The sequence below is a fragment of the Spiroplasma floricola 23-6 genome (assembly GCF_002813555.1).
In the GTDB taxonomy this organism is placed as follows: Bacteria; Bacillota_I; Bacilli_A; order Mycoplasmatales; family Mycoplasmataceae; genus Spiroplasma_A; species Spiroplasma_A floricola.
This window is the reverse complement of record NZ_CP025057.1, coordinates 259,409-281,011: the sequence shown is the minus strand read 5'-3', so window position 1 is coordinate 281,011 and position 21,603 is coordinate 259,409. Positions and strand designations below refer to the sequence as shown.

Sequence of the window (21,603 nt, the reverse complement as noted above, 5' to 3'; positions counted from 1 at the left end):
CTCCTATGCATTTATCTTTTTTTATTATATATAAAAAAAAGGAAAACTATAATTAAAATTTCATATTATACAAATATTTTAGCTTTTTAATAAATAAAATATAAAGACTTATAAGTTTTTTGATTAATAATCATTGTTAAAAAAATGTTAAAATAATTTTAACTTAATAAAATGCTTGTATAAACCAACATAATGGGTTGGTGTTTCTACATTTTGACCTATCAAAATACTATGAGTCTGACAGAAACTTTTTGTTTCTGTAATTTTTACTTTTTTCAAGCATCTTTTTTAAGATAGATTGAGAGAGGGTTATTTAATGAAAGTTTTTAACATTTGAAAAAATATTTTGACCATATTAAACAAATGATAAACGATATTTTTATGTATATATTTGGAGCATTGGCTATTGGCTTACTTATCTTTTTTTTAATAAAAAAGGTTAATATAATTATTTCCCTTTTTGTTTTAGGCTTATTCTTGTTAATAATATCTATGTGTTTAGGCAAAGTTCAAATAAATAAGCCAATTGATGTTTTTTATCCACTAGAAGAATTAACAAAAAGTTTTACTAAAGGTGTTTCTGGTGCAGGATTTATTATACTTTTACTTGGAGGTTATAGTGCTTTTATGGGACAAATAGGAGCAAATGATGTTATTGTTGCAACTTTAACAAAACCTTTAGTAAAGATTAAGAAAAAATATTTATTAATTCCAATAGTTTTTATTTTTGGTCATATTTTATCTTTAACTATTCCTTCAGCTGCAACATTGGCTTTAATTTTAATGACTACTTTATTTCCAGTTTTAATTAAATCAGGTATATCTCCATTATCTGCTGGTGGTGTAATAGCAACAACAGCAACAATTATGCCTACTCCTTTAGGAAGTGATAATGTATTTATTGCAGAATAGCTAGGAATATCTGCTACTGAATATGTAATAAAATATCACGCAATGATTTCACTTCCAACAATTGTTTTTATGTCTTTAGTACATTTATTTTGACAATTGTATTGTGATAAAAGAGATTTAAAAAAAGGTATACAATATAACTTTAATGAAGAAATTCATAAAATAGTAACTATTGAGTCAGGTAAAACTTACAAAATTGTTTATACTATTTTACCAATGTTACCAATTATACTTGTTATTATAAGTTTTATTCTAAGCACTTTTGCATTTAATGGTGGTTTAGAAATATCAGTTGAGTTAGTAACTTTTTTAAGTTTTATTATTGCCATATTTTGTGAGTGAATTAATAAGAAATCTTTCAAAGTTGTATCAACTGAAACAGCTGCCTTTTGAAAAGGTATGGGTGCCAATATGGTTATTGTTGCTTTGAGAGTAGCAGCAGATGTTTTTATAAAAGGTTTAACAAATATTGGTTTAATTGCTAAATTAGAATCTGCTATGAAATTAACAGGGGGCAGTTCCATATTGCTACCTATTATCTTAGTTATATTTACAGCATTTATTGTTTTATTAAGTGGATCAGGAACAGCATTATTATTTGCACTTGCTCCAATTCTTCCATCAATGGCACAAGCATCAGGAATAAGTTCAGCTGCTGCAATAGTACCATTCCAAATGGCAGGAAATCTTTTTAGAGCTATGTCCCCAGTTTCTTCAGTAGTTATTATTGTTTCACAAAAAACTAATGTAACAACTACCGAATTAATAAAAAGAACATGCATTCCTTTACTATCTGGGGTAATATTAATGCTTATTTTATCACTTATTATCTTTATATAGAGTTTAAAAAAGCACTTAAAGAAGTGCTTTTTTAAACTCTTAATCTGTCACTTTTCTTCAAAGAAAGTTATTACTTCTTTTCTATATTCTTCTTTTTCTTTGTCATTTAGAAATGTACCATTAACAGAATTTAGACTTATTGTTTTTCACTCTTCTTTTGAAAGATTTCACATATCATCTACATAATTAAAACTTTGAGTTAAAGTAGCTCCATGATATGCAGGATCATCAGAGTTAATATTTAATTGAATTCCAAAATTCAAATATTTTTTAATTGGATAATCTTTTTTATTTTCGAATTTATTTCCTCTTGTACTTGAAAATGGACACATTGTTATGTGAATATTATCATTTTTTATTCTTGTCAAAATTTCTTTATCCTCGTGTATAAAAAACCATGATCAATTCTATTAGGTTGAAAATAATGCAATACATCTCATGCTGATTGATCTGTAACATTTTCTTGACAATGACTTACAACTTTTAATCCTAAGAATCTTGCTTTTAAAACAACTTTTTGAAACCTTTGTACTCAATTTGGTGATTCACTTGAATCAAAACCAATAGCTATAATTTTATTTTGCTTAATTGCAGATTTTGCCAATTCTAAAACTTCTTCAGCTTCATACTCTGGTAAATCTTTTAAAAAACACATAATCAATTGTGCTCTAAAATTTAATTTTTTTTTAGCATCTTGAAAAGCTTCATATAATCCATTTACAATTTCATCAAATTTAACACCTCTATAAAGATGTGGTTGAGGATCAAAAAATATTTCAGCATATCTAATATTTTGCTCAGAAGCTCTTTTGGCATGTTCTCAAGCTAAATCATAAAAATCTCATTTATTTTCCAATACACGCATATTTCCATAATAAGTCATTAGGAATTTTTGTAATGTATTTCTGGTTCTATAATCAACATAATATTCTTCTGGAGTATCAAAAGCAAGTTTGATATTTTTTTCTTTTGCTTTTTTAACAAAAAATTCAGGATACATTGTTCCTTCAATATGTAAATGCATCTCAAATTTAGGCATAGTTATAAAATTTTGTTTATTCATTCTTTTACCCTACTTTTATCTCTTTCAAATTAATATTAACATAGGTGAAAATGAATATATAATTTTAGTTAAATTTTGACTCTTATTAGTTTATAAAAATAAAACTAACTTTTTAAAAAGTTAGTTTTATTTTTATTCTGATTTGTTTTCACTTTCTCTAGCTTCAATATTAGCTTTTTTCTGTTTCAACTTTTTATCAATTTTTTTAATTTGTTTATCAGCAATTTCTTTGAAACTACCCATTTTTTCTTCTAAATATTCCAATTTAATTTTTTTGAATAAAATTGATGCATATTCTTTATTAATAAAATATAAAACTCCTGGTAGCAATAATGCTCCCCCAATTCAATTACCAATTAAAGTTGGTATTGTACTTAAAGCAATAAATAAAGCAAAATGATAAAATTCTGGACGTAATAGAACTTCTCCACTACCATTTGTTATTGCTACTTGACTATGATTAAAAATTGCCTCAAATAATAACATTCACATAAAGAAAGAGTTTGCAGGTCCATGTTGAAAACCTCCAATTGCAAAATAAGCAATTGGGAAAACCATTAATAAAATAACTGCTGCTGCATTTTTTGTTGTACTTGCTAATGGCAATGTTGAACAAACCATTATATTACACAAAATCCCTGAACATATACCTATTCCAATTGTTGCAAGAATACTTACTGCTTTAATTGATCCATTACTTTGTAAATCATGATTTACTAAATATAATTTATGCATTGCTATATCAAAAACTTTATTTAGAAAAGGAACATTATCTCAAAGTCCTCCTGCTCCTGAAAAGATTGCTACAAAAATAAATGTTCCAATAAAATTTCCTAAAAGAACTCCAAAAATTCCTTTTAAATATAATCTTTTACTTCCACAACCTTTAAAAACTGGAATTGTACTAAAAACATGACTTGTAAACAATCCCCCACCAAGAAATGTAATCATAATAATACACCCTGGAAAAATAAAACCTAATAAAATTGTTCCAAATGCTTCAAAACCAGTACCTTTAAGTGATACCATTGCAATAATACATGCAACATATCCAAAACCTATAATTACACCACTCATAATTCCAAGCAATATTTGCTTTATAAAAGTATAGTGCAACTTATGAATTGCAGCTTTAAATCCACCCAATACACCATCCACCATAAATGAATGCTGTGCATCTAAAACTCCATAATCTAATTCTTTAAGTGACCTAATTTCTTCTTCTATATTGTTGTTTTTATTCATAATTTTTATTAATCTCCTAATTAAATTTAATTATATATTTTTTCTTTCACTTTTTTCTCAATCATTTTAATAAATTCTTTAAGAGTTACAGTAATTTGTTCTTCACTACCATATTTTCTATATGTTACCATATCATTTTCAGATTCCTTATCTCCTAATACTAATTGATAAGGAATTTTTCTAATTTGTGCATCACGAATTTTGTAACTCAATCTTTCATCTCTAAGATCTATTTTTGATCTTATTAATTTTGATTTTAATTCCTCTCTTACTTTTTCTGCATAGTCTTTTTTAGCAATATTTACAGGAATTATTTCAACTTGTTGAGGACTACATCATAATGGTAAAACACCTTTTGTTTGTTCTAAAAGAACTGAAATAAATCTCTCATAAGTTCCTACAAGACCTCTGTGAATCATAATAGGTCTTTCTAATTCCCCTTCAAAATTTATATAACTAAGCTCAAATTTCTGAGGTAATAAAAAATCCAATTGTATTGTTGAAACAGTAATTTCATGTCCTAAAGCAGTTTTTGCTTGAATATCTAATTTAGGTCCATAAAATGCAGCTTCACCAATCATTTTTTTATAATCAATTTTTAATTCATTTAAAACTTTTTCAAGTTCTGCTTCAGCTTGATTTCACATTTTGTCATCATTAAAGTATTTTTCTTTATCTTCTGGATCTCTTAATGATAAAGATAAGTAATCAATTTTAATATCAAAAGTTTTTAAAACCTCTGTTATTAAATTAAAACATCTTATAAATTCATCTTTAACTTGATCTGCTCTTACAAAAATATGTGAATCTGTCAATTCCATTGCTCTAACTCTTTCAAGCCCTGTTAAACTTCCAGATGATTCATATCTGTGTTGTAATGCATGCTCTGCAAATCTTAAAGGTAAATCTCTATAACTTCTTTGTTTATATCTATAAACTGAAATATGATGAGGACAACTCATTGGTTTTAAAACCATTTCTTCTTTTGGAAGAATCATAGGAGCAAACATATCATCTCTATAATGATCTCAATGCCCTGAAGTTTTATAAAGTTCACTTGTTCCAATTACAGGAGTTTCAATTTGAATAAAATCATATTCAAATTCTTTTTCCATTAAGTATTTTTTGATTTCTTGTTTTAAAACAGTACCATTTGGCAATCAAATAGGTAAACCTTGTCCAATTAAAGGATCTAAATGATATATTTCCAAATTTTTGGCAATGTATTTATGATCATTTTCTTTTAATTCTTCAATTTTTCTTTTCTTTTCTTCTAATTCTTTTTCACTAATTGCAGTCAAACCGTGAATTTTATATACATATTTATTATCTTCTATTTGAAAGGCAGTTATTTCATTTAATTCAATCTTAAATAAATCGCTTGTATTATTTAAATTAGCATATCTAGAGTAATATACAACACCATTTAATGATGCAACTGGAAATTTAATATATCTGTTCTTATTCATTTCCAACATAATATCAATATATTCTTTTTTGACATTAATTGAGCTCATTAATTCATTATATTTTTCATCTGTAAAAGTTACATCTTCAAATTTAAGTTCTATTTTTTTACTAATAAGATCATTTGCTAATTTTTCTGCTTCTTTCAAGTCTTCTAATGTTAATTTGGTTGGTAAGTCATAATACACAAAGAACTCTGATTTATCATATCCTTCTGATTCAGGATAAAGACTTCCTTGTGGAAATAAAGTTTTTAAAGCAAAGCCTGTAATTATTTTTGCAGTGTAATTTACAACTGAATTAAATAATTCATGTCTTTCTGTAATTAATTCCAATTTGCAATCTTTATCTATAGTTGCTTTGCTTGGAACCACTTCTTTGCCATTAATAATTGCTCCTACGCATTTTTTACCTAATGAAATAGATATTTCTTGAGCAATTTCTATAACAGTTTTTGGAATATCAAAACTCATTATTTTTCCATCTAGTAATTTTATTTTCATATATACTTCCACCTTTTTTTCATTTCCCTATAGTTAATGCACCAATTTATATTATACCTAATTTTATTAAATAGAGATAAAAAAAACTAAACATAAAAATGTTTAGTTTTTTTAAAATTATAATACTGTAATTTCTTTAATATTTTCATTTCTAACAAACAAGATTCTTTCTCCTGATTTTGCACCTCATGATTTTGCAACTTCTGAGATTGCTTTTTGATCATCCATGAATGAATCTAAATTATCTACTTGATTCATAAAGATTGAATGCATTGCTCCAAATCCAGTTCATAATTTTTCATTATCACAAACACCTAGGATGGTAACATTTGGTCTAAATTTTGAAATAGTTTTTAGCAATTCTCCTGTTCTTGAAACAACAACAGCATATTCATAGTTTCCACCTAAAGTAGTATTTGCTAATTGATTTGCAATTTCAGATCTTTTTCCTGAACTTGATTTTCTAGCATTTTCTAATTGTTTAGTATAGTAGTTTTTTTCATAAAATTCAATTTCAGCACGTTTATTAATTGTTGACATAGTTTCAACAGTAATAAATGGGAAATCTCCATTTGCTGATTCACCACTTAACATAGTTGCATCAGCACCTAATTCAGTTGCATAGTAAACGTCAGTTACTTCAGCTCTTGTTGGTTGAGGATTATCAGTCATTGATTCTAACATTTGTGTTGCCACAATAACTAATTTTCCTTGTTCTCTACATTTTCTAATAATTTGTTTTTCTCAATATGGTACATCATAATAAGGAATTTCTAATCCTAAATCTCCACGAGCAACCATAATTCCATCTGATGCTGCAATAATTGAATCAATATTATCACATCCAACTTGTGATTCAATTTTTGAAATAATTTGGATATGTTCTGCTTTTTTTTCTTTTAAAATATTTCTAATTTCGTTTACATTATCTGCTGAGTTAACAAATGATGCTGCAATATAGTCAATATTATTTTCAATTCCAAAATGAATATCATTGTAATCTTTTTCAGCTAAGAATGGCAATGTAAATTCAACACCTGGTAAATTTACTCTTTTATTTGTTTTTACTAAATGAGTATTAAATGCTTTACATATAACTTTATATTTATCAACACTTGTTACATGCATTGTTAATTTTCCATCATCTACTAAAACTACATCTCCAACTTTTACATCTTGAGACATATCATATGACATTTGCATTTCTGTTGCTGAACATTCTCTTGTTGAAAAATCTTTTGGATCAGTATAAACAGTTATTTCAGTTCCTGCTTTAACTTCTTGTTTTCCATCTTTCATTTTTCCAATTCTAATTTCTGGACCTTTTGTATCTAATAAAATTGAAATTGGTTTATTTATTTCTTTTCTTAAAGTTTTAACTCATTCAAATCTTTCTCCATGTTCTTGAAAATCAGCGTGTGAAAAGTTTAAACGTATTGTTGTCATTCCTTTATCAAATAATTCTTTGATAGCTTCTTTTGAGTGAACACTTGGACCAATAGTTGTAATAACTTTGGTTCTTTTCATTTTTTCATTTAAATTAAATTTATTCATTTTATTTCTCCTTATTTATAACAAAAAAATTATAACATTATATATTTGTTTTATTTAAATAGAATGATTAAAAAAACCACATAGTGGTATTTTTAAACAGTATGAACTTTAATATTTTCATTTCTAACAATAAGAATTTGTTCACCTTTTTTTGCACCTCATGATCTTGCAATTTCAGATAATTCATCATTATTGTCAATAATTTTATCAATGCTTTTAACTCTATTCATAAAGATTGAATGCATTGCTCCAAATCCAGTTCATAATTCTTCTTTGTCACAAACACCTAAGATTGTAACATTTGGTCTAAATTTTGAAATAGTTCTTAATAATTCACCAGTTCTTGAAAGTACTAATGCAAATTCGTATTTACCATTTCTTGTAATGTTTGCCAATTCATCTGCAATTTCTGCTCTTTTACCAGATGAACTATTTCTTGCAATTTCTAATGCTCTGTCATAGTAAATTTTTCCATAGAAACCTAATTCTGCACGTTTATTAATTGTTGCCATAGTTTCTGTTGTTATAAATGGATAAATACCTGCAGCTGATTCACCACTTAACATAGTTGCATCAGCTCCTAGTTCAGTTGCATAATAAACGTCAGTTACTTCAGCTCTTGTTGGTTGAGGATTGTCAGTCATTGATTCTAACATTTGTGTTGCAACAACAACAACTTTTCCAGCTTTTCTACATTTTCTGATCATTTGTTTTTCTCAATAAGGAACTTCATAATAAGGAATTTCTAATCCTAAATCTCCACGAGCAACCATAATTCCATCTGATGCTTCAATAATTGAATCAATATTAAAAATACCTATTTTTGATTCAATTTTTGAAATAATTTGGATATGTTCAGCTTTACATTCTTTTAAAATATTTCTAATTTCTTTTACATTATCTGCTGTATTAACAAATGATGCTGCAATGTAGTCAACTTTCATTTTTGCTCCATATTTAATATCATCAATATCTTTTTGAGCTAAAAATGGTAGTGAAAAATCAACACCTGGTAAATTTACTCTTTTATTTGTTTTAATAGTGTGTGTATTAAAAGCTTTACAATTAACTAATCCTGATTCTACATTAATAACATTTAATGTTAATTTACCATCATCTACTAAAACAGTATCTCCTGGTTTTAAATCAATACTCATATCATATGAAACTGTCATTTCAGTTGCTTTACATTCACGTTTTAAATACTCTTCTTGAGTTGTATAAACTCTAATATCTGATCCAGCTTTAATTTCTTGTGCACCATCAAGAACTTTTCCAATTCTAATTTCTGGACCTTTTGTATCTAACATTATTGAAATTGGTTTATCTAATTCTTCTCTTAACTCAATTACTGATTTTATTTTTTCTGATTGTTCTTCTTGTTTTCCATGAGAAAAATTTAATCTCACAACATTCATACCTGATTCAAATAATTTTCTAATATCATCTTTTGAATGAGTACTTGGCCCAATTGTTGTAACTATTTTAGTTCTTTTAATTTTTTTTGCAATTTTACTTGGTTCATAAAATTCTATTTCTTTGTTCATAATTATTTCCTCCTTAAAAATTAAACTGCTTTATTAATATTTCTTAGTTTTTCATACTCTTCAGTTTTATCAACTTTTGGCATATTTAAAGTTAATTCTATATCTCTGGCAACTAATTTATTATTGCTCATTCCAATATACAATCCACCTTTACCTGCAATTAACTGTTCTACTGCAAATATTCCTGATTTAACTGCTAAGTATCTATCCATACCAGTAGGTTTTCCACCTCTTTGAATATGACCAAGAATTGTTGCTCTAGTTTCATAACCAGTTTCTTTTTCAATTTTCTTTGCCAATTCATTTACATCATAGTTTTTTTCAGCAACAGCTACAATTACACTTCTTTTGTTTTTTTTGCGTAATTCTTTAACTTGATCAATTATTTGTTCTTCTGTTAAATAACTTTCCTTTGTTGAAAAAACTTCAGCACCACTTCCAGTTGCTCCATATAAAGTCAAATCTCCACATGCATTTCCCATAATTTCTACAACCATGCATCTATTGTGAGATTGAATTGTATCTCTTATTTGATCTAATGAGTTTATTACAGTATTTAGTGCTGTGTCAAAACCAATTGTATAATCTGATGAAACAATATCATTGTCAATTGTTCCTGGAAGACCAATACAATTTATTCCCATCTTTGTTAATTTTTCAGCACCTTGATAACTTCCATCACCACCAATTACAACTAAAGCTTCTATTCCAATTGTTTTTAAATTTTCAACAGCTTTTTGTCTAACTGACTCTTCTTTAAACTCAGGCAATCTTGCAGAACCTATTACAGTTCCTCCTTTTGAAATAATATCTGATGCAAAATTAATATCTACTTTTTCGATTCAATTATTAATTAGACCTTTATATCCATCTTTAATAATATAAGCTTCAATTCCTTTTGAAATTGCAGTTTTAATAACTGAAGCAACAGCAGCATTCATACCTGGTGCATCTCCACCTGAAGTTAAAACACCTATTTTTTTAATCATAACTACCTCCATACATATTGATTATATACTTTTTTAAAAATCTAACTAAATAATAAAAAATGATATCTGATTATCATTTTCAGTCTTTAAGTTTGTCCACATCACAAACTGCAACGTAAGGAAGATTTCTTAATCTTTCATCATAGTCTAATCCATAACCAATAACGAATTCATTTTTAATAACAAATCCACTTCAATCAGCTTCTATATTAACTTTTCTTCCTTCACGTTTATCTAAAAGAGTTACTACTTTAACTTCTTTTGCTCCTTTTAAAGAAAGATAATTCTTAATATATTCTAATGTTATTCCAGAATCAATAACATCTTCTATTATTAATATATGTTTATCTTTAATAGAAATATTTAAATCTAAATTAATTTTAGGTTCTCCTGTTGTCTTTGTTCCTCCCAAATATGAAGAAACAACCATATATTCTGTTTGACATTCATGGTCAAAATTCTTAATAAAATCTGCCATAAAAGGAATACAACCTTTTAAAAGTCCAATAAGAATAACTGTATTTTCTTTTACATCTCTACTCTTATAATAACTTTCAATTTCTCTTGCCAACTGTTTAGTTCTTACTTCTATTTCTTCTTTTGAAAATAGAATTTCTTTAACTAAAGGATGATTTTCCATTTATACTTTATACCTCCACTTATTTACAAATTAATTATATACTTACTTAATTGAGTTGATATATGTTTCTAAAATTAATTTAGCAGCAATTTGGTCTTTATTTTCTTTTTGTTTTTTTCTACTTAAATCAGCTGAAATCATAACTTGTTTTGCCATTCTTGTTGTTAATCTTTCATCTACTCTTTCAATTAATTCACTTGAAATAACTTTCTGTTCAACCATTTTAGCGATAAACTCTTCAACCATTTCAACTCTGTGTCCTGTTGAACCATCCATGTTTTTTGGATAGCCCACTATTATTTTTTCAAATCCCTCTTTTTTAAGAAAAATATCTAACTTTGTAACAGCTTCAAGAAAATTATTCTCTTGAAATCTAATTGTTTCTTTTGGATTTGCAAAATAACCTTCACTTGTGGCAATTCCTATTGTTTTACTTCCCAAATCTAATCCGATATATTTAGCCATTTGCTTTTATCCTCTTATATATTTTTTCTACTATTATTGGTGATACAAGATAATATAGAACAAGTAAAAACATTGAAAATGATACATCTGTTATAAAATGTTTTTGCATTATCATTCTTGAACATGCCATTAATAAAGTTAAAATTATTACTATTGAAAATAATAAAACTTTGAATATATTTTCTCACTTTTTATTTTTAAAAGATACAAAATATATGAAAATAACTAGTTGCCCCATTGCCATTGTGTGTCCAGAAGGAAAACTTGTACTTTGTTTTCCAAGTCTAATAAAGTTTATTTGAAATACATATTGAAATGGGTTTTTTAATTCAATTACTGCTTCTGGTCTATTTCTTCCAAATATGTATTTAAATAAAATTAAATTTATTCAGCACAAAAGCATAAATATAATACTAATATTTGCACAATAAAATATTTTATTTATTTGTTCAATATTGTTAAATATTAAAAGTTTAATTCATATATAGCTAATTAAAATAATTAATAATGTTAACAAAAAACACATAATTGCTGTAGATATTTTATTTGCTAAATCATTGCTAGAGTTTTTAATACTAAAAAATAGGTAAAAAGAAAGAGCAATATAAATCAAATCAAATACTACAATAGTTGATATTTTAAATATATTGTTAAATTTTTCTCTACTTATAAATTTTAAAAGATAGGCCAAAAAAATTATATAAATAGGAAAAATTACTACAAGAGCACCTATTTTATCAAAAAAAAGAGAAAATCAGCTATTTGCAAAACTATTGCCTATCATTGATGCAATTTTATAATCATAAATTGCAATTATTACAAAATATATTAGAAAAACTGACAATAAACTTATTAAAATTCAATTTTTCTTCTTTTTAAACATAAAAATCACCTTTATTTAATTATAAATAAAAAACGAACCTTTTTAAGGTTCGAGTAAAAATTATATTTTTATTATTTTGTTAAATTATAGAATGATTTTAGACCATCATAAATTGCAGCTTCACCTAATTCAGCTTCAATTTCTAATAATCTATTGTATTTTGCAATTCTATCAGATCTTGACATTGAACCTGTTTTAATTTGTCCTGTATTTAAAGCAACAGCTAAATCAGCAATTGTTGAATCTTCAGTTTCACCTGAACGATGTGAAGTAACAGCTGTTCAACCAGCTTTTTGAGCCATTTGAATAGTTTCAATTGTTTCTGTTAAAGTTCCAATTTGGTTTAATTTAATTAATACTGAGTTTGCAGCTTTCTTTTCAATTCCTTCTGCAGTAATTTTTGGATTTGTTACAAATAAATCATCTCCAACGATTTGTATTTTGTGTCCCATTCTTTTAACTTGTTTTTGGAATCCATCTCAATCTGATTCAGCCAATCCATCTTCAATTGAAATAATTGGGTATGTATCAACTAATTGATCTAAGAATGAAACCATTTCATCTGTTGTTAATGCTCATTCTTTTCCAGTTAATTTTTCAATTTTTTTGAAATGGTATTTTCCATCGATGTATAATTCTGAGTTTGCACAATCCATTGCAATCATAATTCCATCTTTTCCAGTTTTGTAACCAGCTTTTTCAATTGCTTCTACTAATAAATCTAAAGCAACATGAACTGGAGTTTTTGCTTTGAATGCTTCAATAGTTTCTTCTGGATATGCTCATGCAAAGTTTGGAGCAAATCCTCCTTCATCTCCAACAGCTGTAATATCTTTTTTATCATGTAATAATGATTTTAAAGCTTGGAAAGTTTCTGAAGCTCATCTTAAAGCTTCACTAAATGTTGGAGCACCAACAGGCATAATCATAAATTCTTGGAAGTCAATTGCTGAATCAGCATGTTCTCCACCGTTAATAACATTTAACATAGGAACTGGCAATCTTCTTGCATTTGTTCCTCCAATGTATCTGTATAATGGAATTTCTAATTCACTTGCAGCTGCTTTAGCAACAGCTAAAGAAACACCTAAAATAGCATTTGCTCCTAAGTTTTTTTTGAAGTCATCTCCATCTAATTTACACATTTCTGTATCGATAGCAACTTGATCAGTTACTTCCATTCCAATAATTAGATTAGCTATTTTACTATTTACATTAGCAACAGCTTTTAAAACACCTTTTCCATTGAAACGTTTTTTATCTCCATCTCTTAATTCTAAAGCTTCTCTTGATCCAGTTGAAGCTCCTGAAGGAACTTTTGCAGTTCCAAATCCACCAAATTCAGTTGTTACGTCAACTTGAACTGTTGGAAATCCACGTGAATCAAGTACTTCACGTGCAACAATGTTAGTTATTTTTGACATATTAAAATTCTCCTTACACTTCTATAATAACCCTATTTATATAGATTATTTAGAATTTTTTATTGATATGAGTGGAACTTTTTTCAAAAAAAAATTCCTTTATGGAATTTTTCACTAGTGTGGATCATTTCTATGTTGTTTTCTTTCATTTTCTGAAAGTCATTTTTTTCTTAATCTGATATCTTCAGGAGTTACTTCCACAAGTTCATCTCATTCAATAAATTCTAAAGCTTCTTCAAGAGTAAACTTTCTTGGTGGAGTTAACTTAACTGAATCATCACTTCCTGATGCTCTAGTATTTGTCAGTTTTTTTCCTGTTGTTGGATTAACATTTAAGTCATTATCACGTGAGTGCAATCCAACAATCATTCCATCATAAACTTCAACTTGAGGTCCAACAAATAAGATACCTCTTTCTTCTAAGTTATTTAATGCATAAGGTAGAGTTACACCATTTGCCATAGAAACTAAAGTACCATTTTGTCTTCCTTCAATTTTACCTTTGTATTCTTCATAACCAATACTTGATTTAACCATAACCCCTTCACCACGAGTATCATTTGTGAATTCTGATTTAAATCCAATTAATCCTCTTGTTGGAATATGATATGTTACTTTATCTCTTACTCCATCAGAGTCCATGTCAGTCATTATACCTTTTCTTAAATTTAGTTTATTAATAACTGTTCCTGAATATTCTGTTGGAACATCAATTATTACTTTTTCCATTGGTTCTAGCTTATTGCCTTTTTCATCAATTTTAATAACAACTTCTGGTCTTGAAATTCCTAATTCAAAACCTTCTCTTCTCATAGTTTCAATTAAAACAGATAAATGAAGTTCACCTCTACCAAGTACTTTAAATCCATCAGCAGATGAATCAGTTAGAGTTTCAACTCTTAAACCAACATTTACTTCTAATTCTTTGTCTAGTCTTTCTTTGATATTTCTTGTAGTAACATATTTACCAACTCTTCCAGCAAAAGGAGAAGTATTTACTAAAAAGTTCATACTCATAGTTGGTTCTTCAATAACAATTGGAGGTAATGCATCAATTTTGTCTTGTTCACATACTGTATCTCCAATTGTTAAATCACTAATTCCTGAAATAACAACAATTTCTCCAGCTTGAGCTTCTTTTACAGCTACTCTTTTTAACCCTTCATAGATAAATAATCCTGAAACTTTTCCTTTTGCAACACTTCCATCATTTTTGGAAATTGCAACTTGTTGTCCTTCTTTTAGAACACCTTTAAATAATCTTCCAATTCCCAATCTTCCAATAAATGAATCATATGCAAGAGAAGAGATTTGCAATTGAACAGGTTCTTTTGCCAATTCTATTGGATAATTTCCTACTTGTTTAATAATTGTTTCAAATAAAGGAACTAAATTATCACTTTTTTCTTCCATTGAATATTGAACAATACCTTCACGTGCTGTTCCAAACAGTGAAGGAAACTCAATTTGTTCATCATTTGCATCAAGTTCCATAAATAATTCTAGTACTTCATCAACTACTTCTAAAGCTCTTTGATCTTTTTTATCAATTTTATTCACCAAAAGTATTGGTCTTAATCCCAATTCTAATGCTTTTGAAAGAACAAATCTTGTTTGAGGCATTGGCCCTTCAGCTGAATCTACTAATAATATTACTGTATCAACAGTTTTCATTATTCTTTCAACTTCACTTGAAAAGTCAGCATGTCCTGGAGTATCAACAATATTTATTTTGTAACCATTATATTCAATAGCACAATTCTTTGAATAAATTGTAATTCCACGTTCTCTTTCTTGATCATTGCTGTCCATAACTTGTTCTTTTACTTCTTCATTTGCTCTAAAAACGTTTGATTGACTTAAAAAAGCATCAACTAAAGTTGATTTTCCAGCATCTACGTGAGCAATAACTGCTATATTTATTATTTTTTTATCCATAATGTTCTCCTATTTAGTCTTTAATAATTTAATAACTTATAGATAATACCAAATATTTAACTTTTATGCTAATAAATATAAGATGTGATTGAATAAAAAATGTGGGGTATATATATTATGGATAATTTGATTTATTCTATATGAAAAGTGCTTTCTTAAAGTAATTATATTATTTTTTTCTAAAAAAATGTATATAAAATACTAATAATTTAAAAAAATTAATACAAAAAGGACATATTTCTATGTTAATTTTTACTACGTTTACAAGAAACATCGTACTTAAACTCTTTTAAATCCTGGTTGTTTTATTTTAGCTCATGAACCTTTTGTTGAAATATCTGATTTTTTGTCTTTTCATAATAAGCCTATAGTTTTGTATTCTATTACTTCTTTATATATATAGTCCAAATTATTAATTTGTAGAGTTTCTATTTCATATTCTAATAGTTCACACATATCATAACCATTAGCATGTATTTGTTTAATTTTCAATAAATTACTAAAGGTTTTAAAACCATATATTTTCTTTCCATAACCTAGTGTTTGTTTTACAAAAGATGATACTTGTCCTTCAGTATGAGATGATGAATCAAACTTCTTATAATAATTTTTTATAGCAGAACTGTTTCTTTTAATAAAACTTATAAATTTAATAAACTCTCTTAATTTTTCTTTCTCATTGTTCGATTCTAATCATAAAAATACTTCATTTAAAGCATCTAGAACATAGTTATAGCTTAAACCTTTTAATATAGAAGTTTTTATGTATAAAAATGGTTTTTTTCATTTTTCACAAATAAATCTATTGCGATTATTATAAGGAAATACGCTAGATAGTTTTTTTATTAAATGATACTTATCTAAAACATAAAAACCTCCAAGCTCATATGCCAAATTATTTATTCATGTTGCATTATCTCCTAAAATAACTAGCTGCTTATTTTCATAGTTTTTATAATGATTATTTATAAAAACTTTAATTCTTTTTGAATAATCTAATGTGGATATTCTTTTACCCTTTTCAATTAACATATAGTCTATTTTCTTATTTTCCAAATATTTTCTATTATGGATACCTCTTCTTGCACCAGTATGAATAGTTGCTATTCTAATTCTAAAATTAGTTTTTTTATTATCTTTAATAAAATTTGAAAAAGTATCATCAGTTTCAATATAAATATATTCTTTATTCGAAACATCTATTTTTTTTCCTCTCAAATCTTCAATTGTATCTTTAGCTATATTAAATCTTTTAACTACATTTGATATTGTTTGCTCACTAATTTTGCTGTTCCTTAAGCAGTCAACAATATCACAATATCTATTACCTCTTCCAACTCTATTTAAAATTTCTATCTTTAAATTTGGTATTATTCTTTGGTACTTTTCAATAGGAATTTCTTGATCAACTAAAACTTTAACTTCCTTTGTAAATTTATTTCAATATCTAGTTCTTAAAAAACTTACATCACCATACAAAGTTTTGATTTTTCTATATCTATAATCTTTTATTTGTCATCCACATGCAATTCTCTTTTTGTCATATCTTATTCTTAAATCTATTTTTTCAAACTCTTCTTGAATATCTTTTTTAGCTTTATCAACTAATTTTTCTTCGAAATTTTGAAAATAAATATTTTGATTAAAATAGGCTGTTTTTTCATAATTTGTAAAATTGTATTTTCTCATAAATACACCTTCAATCTCTTATAGGTAAATTTTAACTTCAAAGAAAATAAAAGGTTTTAAAAAAAGTAAAATAATTTTAAATAAACTATTTTACTTTTTTTACTTTTCTTCGTTTTCATAAAATAACTCCAAATAAAATTAAAAGTAATATTGAAAAACAAATAATTAGAATTATTCATCACCTTACAGTTCTATTAGAAATATTATTTTTCTTACTAACTTCTGGTTTAAAAGGAGGTTCAGGAACTTCAGGTGCAACATTACTATTTTTTGGATCATTAATAATTTTATAATTTGTTAAACCACTTAACTTAATTGATTCATCTCTTGAAATTATAAATACTTCTAAAACAACTTGAGTTTTTGAATTAAGAAATTTATATAATATTTTTTCTAAATCAGTATCTACTTTTATATCTTTTCCCTGACTTGAATTTAAAGAAATATAGTAATCTTTATCATATTCATATTCTCAATCTATTTTTTTAGGTTTATATATTTGCAATATTTTTTTAACATATTCATAGATATAATTATTTAAAAAGTTTCTCTTTATTTGATTATCAGCATTAGTAAAGTTATATCTAATTGATTTTAAATCTTTAATTGTTGATAAATCAAAGTTTTTACTTTCTTCAAATTCTTTATTATTAATAATATTGAAATTTTGTCTTCCTATTAATAATGACGAAGTGCCTAATGCTTTAATAAATAAAGTAATTTTTTTATATTTGTTATTCTCTGATAAATTTATAAAATCTTGAAAATCTAATTCTTCAATTTGATTTTCATTTTCATCACATATTATGTAGTCTGTTTTATATACAGAGTTTTTAATAAACTTCTCTACATACTTTTTAACATGATTAATAATTTTATTTTTTACTTCTAAAGGATTAATTTCATTCATTTTTAAACTGCTTATATTTAAATTTTTTAAATCTTTATAACTTACAGGATTTTGTGGTACATCAATTTTTTGACTTATTTGGTCACTCACATATTTTTTTCAATACATAATAATTTGTTCATAAGTTAAATCTTCAATTTTTTGACTTGTATTTATAGTTGTATAAGAAATTAGATAATTTTTTAAATGAATACCAGCTAAGGAATCTCAAAATTTAAATATAGATTGATTTTTTGAAACAAAATCAAGACTTGTAAATCTTGTATAATCTTTTGATTTATTGGAAATATAAAGCAATTTATGAATAGTACTTCCCTTAGTTGCATTTATATTTTGACTTCCTGGATTTGAAGGGTCAATAGTTTCTTTAACATAATCTTGTAAATAAATTACATAATGTCAAAGCCCCTCTATTGATCACTGTTCATTTTCCTTTATATTTACATTTTCTTGTTTACTGATAAGTTTAAAATTTTCATCTAACTTTAATCTATCAACTCTATAAATTTTTGCTTTATCAAATTTTTCCAATAATGTAACTCCACTATTTGCAACAGCTGCTTCAGCTATTATAGATTTATTAATATTTTTATAATCAGTTATTATGTTACCAAATTTATCTAAGGGGTCTTGATAAAAAGGAAATTTCATATTTCTTTCAATATAAATATATTCATTTCTCATTCCAGTTTTGGAATTAATGGAAGGATCATAATCAGGATTTGGTTTTCCATCTCCTAAAGTTTTTTCTATTAATTTACTTTGTTCTAAATTTTCTTTAGGATTTCAACCAACTCACCTATAATTTAATTTATTAGCAAGAGATTGAATATTAATATTTAAATTTAGTTTTGTAATACCTTTTAAATTTTTAATACCATTTACTTCAATTTTATAAGTATTCAAATTATTATCTAATTTAATTCTATAGATATTATTAAATACAGGAACTTCTTGACCATTTACAGTTAAGATTTCAGATTCACTTATTGCAGTAAAAGTAACATCAATAGAATTATGATATACAAATGTATTATTTTTAGCATCATATTCTGGTTTATCAATAATTAATTCATTAAGTTGAGAATTTGGATTAACAATTTTCCCAGGATTAATTACTAGTCTTTTTTGTGCGGATCTTTGATAATATAAATCAGTTAAAGTAATATTAACTGGCATTATAACATTTGTTAAAAATTGTTTTGAACCTGAAATTTGTTGTTCATCTTTAAAAGTTATCGAGACATAACTTTTCTCATCATTAAAAGTATCATTTCTTTTTAAAATAGGTTTGCTAAATCAAGCAGAATAATCTATTCCAAAAGATGTTCTTAATCTTTTATCAATTTCTGAAATAACTAATTCTTTATTGGATTTTGAAGGTTTACCAGGTAAACCATTTTTTTCATTATTGCTAACATCAGGAGATGTATCACTTTTTATAGTAAAATTTTTAGACAAAGCACTTTGTATTTTACTTTTTAAATTATTCTGATTAAAATTTGATTTAAATTGAAATGAATCTTTACTTAACATGACAAAACTAGAGTGATTATATCAAGAACCCCCTTTTCAATATACTGAAGCTCCTAATTTTCATTTTAATATTAAATTATTACCTCTTCATGAATGTCCAAACTCTATTTGTAAATGAGCTTTATTAATTTCATTGTGATAAGAATGTGCATATATTCATCCACTATTTGATGAAAAATTATAATCTATATCTTTATTTAGTCTGGGTGATATATTTTTTTCATCATTATCACTTCATCCTGTTCCTCCATCTCATGTATTGTAATTATAATAAAAACTAATTTTAATCTCTTTATAATTATCTAAAAAAACTTGTTTATTTGGAGCATAGTTTAGTACATTTATTTCCTTTGCTTGTCATTCAAAATAATATCATTCTCCATTATTAACTCTATTACGTCTTTGATCACTACAATTTGAACAATTTGGCAATGAATCATCTTTACCACTATCAATATAAAGTCTTTGAGTTCTTGAATAAAAATCTGAATATAAATTGAAACTAGGATATGAAGGATCATAACTATAATTTGAAATGTCTTCTAAATTGTTTTTTAATTCTTTTTGTTGAATACTATTATTAAACTGTTTTATTGGAACATAACTTAAATTCATAAATAAAAATAAACTTAATATTACTTTTTTCATATGTAAATAAAATAGCAAAATATGAATTTTGCTATTTTAGGATATTTTATCTAGATATTGCATCATCAATTAAATCATATTCCACATTATTAACTTTTTCTTCTTTTTCTATTTCTTTTGCTAATTCAGCTTCATTAAATATATCTTTAGCACTATCTTTATATTTTTTAATTGACTCTGAAACTGATTTTGTATTTTGTTTGAATAAGTCTTCACTTAATTTTTTATAGGAAGTAGTCATTTGTTTATTTTCATAAGTTTTAGTTTCTTCATTGAAAACTGATAAAACTACTTTAACTTTTGTTTCATCATTTAATTCTTTTTCATCTTCTGGTAGTTTTAAAGAAACAGTAGCTAATATATGTTTACCATCTACTTTTTTCTTATTTTCATCTAAAATTAAAGGATTAAAATCTACAACTTTTCCCTCTTTATCTTTATCTAGTTTATAAACTTTATCTGACTCTTTTGCAATTACTGAACCTTTAACAGCAAAATCTGGAACAATAATAGAAATTGCTTTAACATTTCCATATTTTTCTTTAATAGTTTTACTATTTAAAGTTTCAGGTGCATTTAATTTTAAGAAATAAAAACCCTTATTATTTTTATTCATATGTTTTTTTGATAATTGATTTGAATACACTGGTGTATTTATATAATTTGACATATTTTATTCACTCCTTATATTTCTTTATATTGTCCAAAAAAAATATGTTAAGTGAAACTTATTCTATTATTTTAAAATGAATTATAATTTCATAAATTAAGGTATAAAAAAATAAAAAGAGAGAATAAGTTAGTCTCCTAACATATCTCTCTTGAACTATTTTTATTATATACTAATTCTTCTAATACTTTTAGCTTTTATAAATTTATAGATACTCCAAAAACTGATCCTATTGCAGTCATTAAAGTTCCTAGAGATGTACAAACAATTAATGTAATTACTATTCCTTTTAAAGACTTTTTTCACTTTTCCATTTTTTCTTGTTTTGCATCTTCATCTGCAACTGCATAACTTATTCAAAATCCTGCAATTCAAAATACAACACAAATAACTACAGCAAAAGAAAAGATTCCTAAAATTGGAGTAACTTTACCTAATACTCACTCTTTTATAGGCTCTCCACTAATACCTGCTTCAGTTGAATCAGCTAAGAAATTTATTCCCATAGAAAAATAAAATAAAATTTGATTAAACATTTTTAATATCTATTTCTATATTTACTTTTTTATCATTTATTAAATAAATTAGATATAATTTTATTATTTTTTTTATTCATTTTAATTTTGCTAAATTCTTTAATATAAGTTTTTTTAATTTCATAGTATTTCCTCCGAAATTCG

At 25.7% G+C, this 21,603-nt stretch carries 16 protein-coding genes, 2 pseudogenes and 1 riboswitch; of the genes and pseudogenes, 1 reads left to right on the top strand and 17 read right to left on the bottom strand.

Annotated features, from left to right (window positions below):
• Positions 1 to 173 precede the first annotated feature (173 nt).
• A riboswitch (nucleoside riboswitch) is annotated at positions 174 to 237 on the top strand.
• A gap of 126 nt (positions 238 to 363) precedes the next feature.
• Positions 364 to 1,752, top strand: a pseudogene (dcuC, locus tag SFLOR_RS06025) (C4-dicarboxylate transporter DcuC).
• A 134-nt stretch (positions 1,753 to 1,886) separates the two neighbouring features.
• On the opposite strand, the pseudogene SFLOR_RS06115 reads toward dcuC, so the two are convergent.
• From SFLOR_RS06115 to SFLOR_RS06080, 17 genes and pseudogenes are all read right to left on the bottom strand, one after another.
• Positions 1,887 to 2,084 (bottom strand): annotated as a pseudogene (locus SFLOR_RS06115) (adenosine deaminase); the annotation flags it as partial.
• A gap of 23 nt (positions 2,085 to 2,107) precedes the next feature.
• Positions 2,108 to 2,815, bottom strand: a complete 708-nt coding sequence (locus SFLOR_RS01285) for an adenosine deaminase family protein (RefSeq protein ID WP_100916292.1) — start codon at positions 2,813 to 2,815, stop codon at positions 2,108 to 2,110.
• Between the two features lie 132 nt (positions 2,816 to 2,947).
• On the bottom strand, positions 2,948 to 4,060 hold the full coding sequence (locus SFLOR_RS01280; RefSeq protein WP_100916291.1) for a formate/nitrite transporter family protein: 1,113 nt from the start codon (positions 4,058 to 4,060) through the stop codon (positions 2,948 to 2,950).
• Between the two features lie 26 nt (positions 4,061 to 4,086).
• Positions 4,087 to 6,030, bottom strand: a complete 1,944-nt coding sequence (gene thrS / locus SFLOR_RS01275; RefSeq protein ID WP_100916290.1) for a threonine--tRNA ligase — start codon at positions 6,028 to 6,030, stop codon at positions 4,087 to 4,089.
• A 117-nt stretch (positions 6,031 to 6,147) separates the two neighbouring features.
• Positions 6,148 to 7,584: a pyruvate kinase gene (pyk, locus tag SFLOR_RS01270; protein ID WP_100916289.1), complete on the bottom strand. Its 1,437-nt coding sequence runs from the start codon at positions 7,582 to 7,584 to the stop codon at positions 6,148 to 6,150.
• Positions 7,585 to 7,676: 92 nt separating this feature from the next.
• Entirely contained in the window at positions 7,677 to 9,131 is a 1,455-nt protein-coding gene (gene pyk, locus SFLOR_RS01265) for a pyruvate kinase (protein WP_100916288.1), read from the bottom strand.
• 20 nt (positions 9,132 to 9,151) lie between these two features.
• Positions 9,152 to 10,120 carry a 6-phosphofructokinase gene (gene pfkA / locus SFLOR_RS01260; protein WP_100916287.1) on the bottom strand — a complete coding sequence of 323 codons (969 nt, stop codon included), beginning with the start codon at positions 10,118 to 10,120 and terminating at the stop codon, positions 9,152 to 9,154.
• Positions 10,121 to 10,190: 70 nt separating this feature from the next.
• Positions 10,191 to 10,760 (bottom strand): hypoxanthine phosphoribosyltransferase, encoded by a 570-nt coding sequence (hpt, locus tag SFLOR_RS01255; RefSeq protein ID WP_100916286.1) that lies wholly within the window; start codon positions 10,758 to 10,760, stop codon positions 10,191 to 10,193.
• A 42-nt stretch (positions 10,761 to 10,802) separates the two neighbouring features.
• Positions 10,803 to 11,225: a Holliday junction resolvase RuvX gene (ruvX, locus tag SFLOR_RS01250; protein WP_100916285.1), complete on the bottom strand. Its 423-nt coding sequence runs from the start codon at positions 11,223 to 11,225 to the stop codon at positions 10,803 to 10,805.
• Positions 11,218 to 12,108, bottom strand: coding sequence for a phosphatase PAP2 family protein (locus SFLOR_RS01245; RefSeq protein WP_100916284.1), 891 nt, complete (start codon positions 12,106 to 12,108; stop codon positions 11,218 to 11,220). Before SFLOR_RS01245 ends, ruvX begins: the two co-directional genes overlap by 8 nt.
• A 71-nt stretch (positions 12,109 to 12,179) precedes the next feature.
• Positions 12,180 to 13,532 (bottom strand): phosphopyruvate hydratase, encoded by a 1,353-nt coding sequence (gene eno / locus SFLOR_RS01240; protein ID WP_100916283.1) that lies wholly within the window; start codon positions 13,530 to 13,532, stop codon positions 12,180 to 12,182.
• Positions 13,533 to 13,646: 114 nt separating this feature from the next.
• A complete protein-coding gene (gene typA / locus SFLOR_RS01235) occupies positions 13,647 to 15,473 on the bottom strand; it encodes a translational GTPase TypA (RefSeq protein ID WP_100916282.1) in 1,827 nt (608 codons plus the stop codon).
• 276 nt (positions 15,474 to 15,749) lie between these two features.
• Positions 15,750 to 17,159, bottom strand: coding sequence for an Mbov_0401 family ICE element transposase-like protein (locus SFLOR_RS01230; RefSeq protein WP_100916281.1), 1,410 nt, complete (start codon positions 17,157 to 17,159; stop codon positions 15,750 to 15,752).
• Positions 17,160 to 17,244: 85 nt separating this feature from the next.
• Positions 17,245 to 20,220, bottom strand: coding sequence for an Mbov_0399 family ICE element protein (locus tag SFLOR_RS01225; RefSeq protein WP_157806916.1), 2,976 nt, complete (start codon positions 20,218 to 20,220; stop codon positions 17,245 to 17,247).
• A gap of 79 nt (positions 20,221 to 20,299) precedes the next feature.
• Entirely contained in the window at positions 20,300 to 20,923 is a 624-nt protein-coding gene (locus tag SFLOR_RS01220) for a hypothetical protein (protein ID WP_100916279.1), read from the bottom strand.
• A gap of 197 nt (positions 20,924 to 21,120) precedes the next feature.
• The gene (locus tag SFLOR_RS01215) at positions 21,121 to 21,459 is read right to left on the bottom strand and encodes a hypothetical protein (RefSeq protein WP_100916278.1); all 339 of its coding nucleotides are present in this window, start codon (positions 21,457 to 21,459) and stop codon (positions 21,121 to 21,123) included.
• On the bottom strand, positions 21,452 to 21,583 hold the full coding sequence (locus SFLOR_RS06080; protein ID WP_281253770.1) for a hypothetical protein: 132 nt from the start codon (positions 21,581 to 21,583) through the stop codon (positions 21,452 to 21,454). The genes SFLOR_RS01215 and SFLOR_RS06080 overlap by 8 nt, the downstream gene beginning before the upstream one ends.
• Between the last annotated feature and the right edge of the window lie 20 nt (positions 21,584 to 21,603).